Raw genomic sequence first — 3715 nt, 5'->3', positions numbered from 1 at the left:
GTTGAGCAGTTATGAGCGACATGAGGGATGTATACGAAATATTTACTTATTTGCTTGTTATCATATTTAGCAGCATTATTATGGTGGCGTGGCTGAAACGCAAAGGGAAAAAAAAGAAGCAAGGCTGAAAGCGGGCGACTGATTGATGTATTATGTGAATCGTGAACAAATAGCGGTAAGGTTGAATTCGATTACTGAAATTGCTTCGGCGCTGGACTCGCTTGCCGCTAATTGGCAGGGAACGGTGCTGGAGGGGCTGGCGCAGGAAAGAGCGCTGCATCTGGCTATTGAAACCGTAACAGATGTTGGCAGCTTCTTGATCGACGGGTTTATTTTGCGGGATGCGAGCAGCTATGAGGACATCATCGATATTACTGGCGAGGCAGGCGCGTTTCCGCTTGAAATGCAGGCGACGCTGACGGAGCTGGTGAAGCTTCGGAAGCCGTTAGTGCAGGACTATTATGTTTGGCCGAGAACTGAGCTTCATCCGCTTACGAAGACGCTTACTACTCTGCTGCCTGCCTTTAAGCAATCGATTGATGATTATTTAGAACGCGAGCTGTAGGCGTTTTTGCTATTTGCATGTAAACCATTACGATTGCAGAGCAAGCATAGATTATGACTTTATGATTGTTTTACGCTTGATTTACGAAAAACTAAAAATACGTTACAATGACGCTATCAAGCCTGCAAAGGTGGTGAAGGGTTGAAGCGGATGAAAACGGCAAGTGCATCAGATATAACGGCAGCTTCGCGCGGCGATCATTCCACGCGAGAGCGCATATTGATGCTGCTGAAAACAGGCGGCAGATTGAATGCTGGTTCCTTGTCAAGCGAGCTCGGACTAACGGAAATGGCAATCAGGCGGCATATGTATGCACTAGAGAGCGAAGGCAGCGTGAATATCGTATCGGTGCGGCAAGCCATGGGCAGACCGCTCCATGCGTATGAGCTGACAGCTGAGGCGGATGAGCTTTTCCCAAAAAATTATCATATGCTCGCACTCGACTTGCTGGGCGAGCTCGCTGATGACCCGGATACCGCAGCGCTTATTGACCGGATGTTTGATGGACGCAAGAACAAGCTGCTCGAGCGTTATGAGCCGCGGATGGCGGGCAAGAGCTTGGAGCAAAAGGTGAGTGAGCTCGCAGCGATTCAGAACGCTGGAGGGTATATGGCTGAAGTGGAACCACAAAGCGATGGCAGCTATATGTTGTATGAGTATAATTGTCCGATTGCTCAAGTAGCCGGCAAATATTTGCAAGCTTGCAAATGTGAGCTCTCCTTGTTTAAATCGCTGCTTGACGTGCCTGTTGAACGAACGGAATGTTTGGCGAAGGGCGGCGGCAAGTGCAGCTACCATATCGGTTGATGAAATAAATAGAGGTTGTCTTTGCAAATCGGAGAAGATTTGCTGAGGCAGCCTTTTTTTATTGCCAATGTGGAGAAAGCAGTGATGCTTTATCATTTTTATTTCGGTTGTGTCATGACAAGCCCATGCTGCTTATACTGTCATTACGCAAGTGGGCATTCGTCTAGGAGCATATACGTATGATCCTGCAATTGATAGAGGAGTAGGGATGCAGGCATGGTCATGATGTGGAGCGCAGCGGTAGTTGCTGGAGCATTTGTCATTCTAGTTGGCGGTATACTCATTGCCTTGCGGTCGGCGCTAAGCAGAGTGAAGCAAGTGCAGGCTGAAGCGGAGGTTATGAGGCAGGACCTCAGTAAGTTATCCGCTGAGATTAGCGGGCTTGTGCAGCCGACCGAGGAAGCGATTCGCGCGGTACACCGTCAGCTGCAAGCCATGAGCAAGCTATTTGAAGCGGCAGGGCAGGTCGGCGGAGCAATTGCCCACACGACATCGACGGTTGAGCGGGTAACGTCTATATTATCGGAGTCGGCTGAGCAGCATGCGAAGCGGCACGAGACGAAGCGGCAGGTCGGTGAGGCGCTTGAATGGGCAGAGCTAGGGATGGCGGCATGGCAGCTGTGGCAAACTAGCCGAAAGGCAGCAACGACTGCCGAAGATGAGCATGGACCTGTATTCGAATCGGAATCTTAAGTCAAGGTGCTAAGGTCGAAGAGCACGCTAAACACGAAAGGAGCAAAAACAATGACAACACGTAAACAAACAAAAGGATTTTTTCTCGGCGCATTAGCTGGAGGTGTTGTAGGCTCGATTGCTGCATTGTTGCTAGCACCGAAGCCGGGCAAGGAATTGCGTCAGGATATTTCAACAGGCGCGCAGAAGGTTGGAGAAACGACGGTTAGAGTTGCAGGTCAAGTAGGCGATACGACGGGCCGTATTGCTAAACAGATCAGCGGCCAAGCGATTCAAATTGCCGATCGTACGAAACAAGCGGCAAGCAGCGTTGTAAGCACGGTAAGAGGCCGCAACAAGGGTACAGAAGAAACAGAAGCGGTTAGTGGCGATATTGCATTTACAGAAGAGGGCAATGAGCAAGCAGCAAGCGCAATTGAAGCAGTAGAAGCCGGAGAAACAGAAGCTGCTACAGCAAAGGAACAATAGAGACTTAGCGGTAGATGCAACATACGTAAATTAGACAATGGGTAAAATGGTTCACTCGTATAATACAAAAAAACAAACGGCAGGGAGCGAAGTCTCCTGCCGTTTGTTTTTTTATTCACGAGTATGGATAGGGGTTAGCCAACAATATGGTTGTGAACGTAATTGGATACGGGACGAAGCAAGCTTGCGAGCGGCTCCATATTGTAGTCGTTCATCGATGGTGAAGTTGCGGTAATGGCTTCACCTGGCCCTACTACAGAAATTTCATCATCTAATCGACCGACGAACGCGCCGTCATGAATGATAGCACCTTCACCGATAATGGCGCGATGGAGCGTAACATTTCTTCCAATTCTGGCTCCCGGCATGATGATGCTCTCATAAATTTCGCTGTTTACGCCTATCGTAACGCCTGAGCAAATGATGGAGCGTGTTACTTCTGCTTCCACAGCGCAAGCGGGGTGGAGGATGGAGTCGGTAATTGATGCTTCGGGGCTTAAGTAAGGCTTTTCGCTAGACTGGTTTGTTCCGGATTGAGCTGTCCACTTGGTTGCGCCAAGCTTTAGCTCGCCATCCAGCAGATCCATGTTGGCTTCCCATAGGCTGTTGATTGTGCCGACATCCCGCCAGTAGCCGTTATAAGGATAAGCGATCATATTGGTTTTGGAGGAAAGAAGAGCAGGAATAATATCTTTGCCAAAATCATGAGTTGACGCTTCCGAAGCAGCATCTTCAATGAGTATTTTTTTCAAGTCTGCCCAGCGGAATAAATAAATGCCCATGGAAGCTAAGTTGCTGCGAGGATCCGAAGGTTTCTCATGAAAGGAATTGACCCGAAATTGTTCATCAGTTTCTAAAATACCGAAGCGGCTTGCTTCGCGCCAAGGAACTTGTTTAACGGCGATCGTAACGGCTGCACCGCGATTTTTGTGAAATTCAAGCATAGGCTTGTAGTCCATTTCGTAAATGTGGTCGCCCGAGAGGATTAGTACATGCTCAGGAGCTTTCTCATCGATAAAGTCGATGTTCTGATAAATAGCATCGGCCGTTCCTGCATAGCCCTCTAAACATTTGCTTGAAGAAGGGAGGAAGGCTACTCCGCTATTCGCTTGATCCGTTTGATAGCCGTTCGTGGATTGATTTACATATTTATGAACGCTTTCGGCGCAGTACTGCGTAAGC

At 48.7% G+C, this 3715-nt stretch carries 5 protein-coding genes; 4 read left to right on the top strand and 1 reads right to left on the bottom strand.

Annotated elements, in window-relative coordinates; genetic code table 11:
* Nucleotides 1-145 precede the first annotated feature (145 nt).
* The 4 genes from AC1DSE_RS32390 to AC1DSE_RS32375 all read left to right on the top strand — a co-directional run bounded on the left by AC1DSE_RS32390 (nt 146) and on the right by AC1DSE_RS32375 (nt 2533).
* Nucleotides 146-565, top strand: a complete 420-nt coding sequence (locus AC1DSE_RS32390) for a DUF86 domain-containing protein (protein ID WP_441881081.1) — start codon at nt 146-148, stop codon at nt 563-565.
* 150 nt (nt 566-715) lie between these two features.
* On the top strand, nt 716-1372 hold the full coding sequence (locus AC1DSE_RS32385; protein ID WP_339209688.1) for a helix-turn-helix transcriptional regulator: 657 nt from the start codon (nt 716-718) through the stop codon (nt 1370-1372).
* Nucleotides 1373-1588: 216 nt separating this feature from the next.
* Nucleotides 1589-2065 (top strand): DUF948 domain-containing protein, encoded by a 477-nt coding sequence (locus AC1DSE_RS32380; RefSeq protein ID WP_441913066.1) that lies wholly within the window; start codon nt 1589-1591, stop codon nt 2063-2065.
* Nucleotides 2066-2116: 51 nt separating this feature from the next.
* A complete protein-coding gene (locus AC1DSE_RS32375; RefSeq protein ID WP_441880991.1) occupies nt 2117-2533 on the top strand; it encodes a YtxH domain-containing protein in 417 nt (138 codons plus the stop codon).
* Nucleotides 2534-2667: 134 nt separating this feature from the next.
* Here the strand turns inward: AC1DSE_RS32375 and AC1DSE_RS32370 are convergent.
* Nucleotides 2668-3715: sugar phosphate nucleotidyltransferase (locus tag AC1DSE_RS32370; protein WP_477528844.1), on the bottom strand; the 1048-nt coding region annotated here is incomplete at its 5' end.

This window comes from Paenibacillus sp. 01L418 (genome assembly GCF_056400045.1).
Note: the sequence above shows the minus strand (reverse complement) of the source record. Positions and strands in the feature narration are given on the sequence as shown.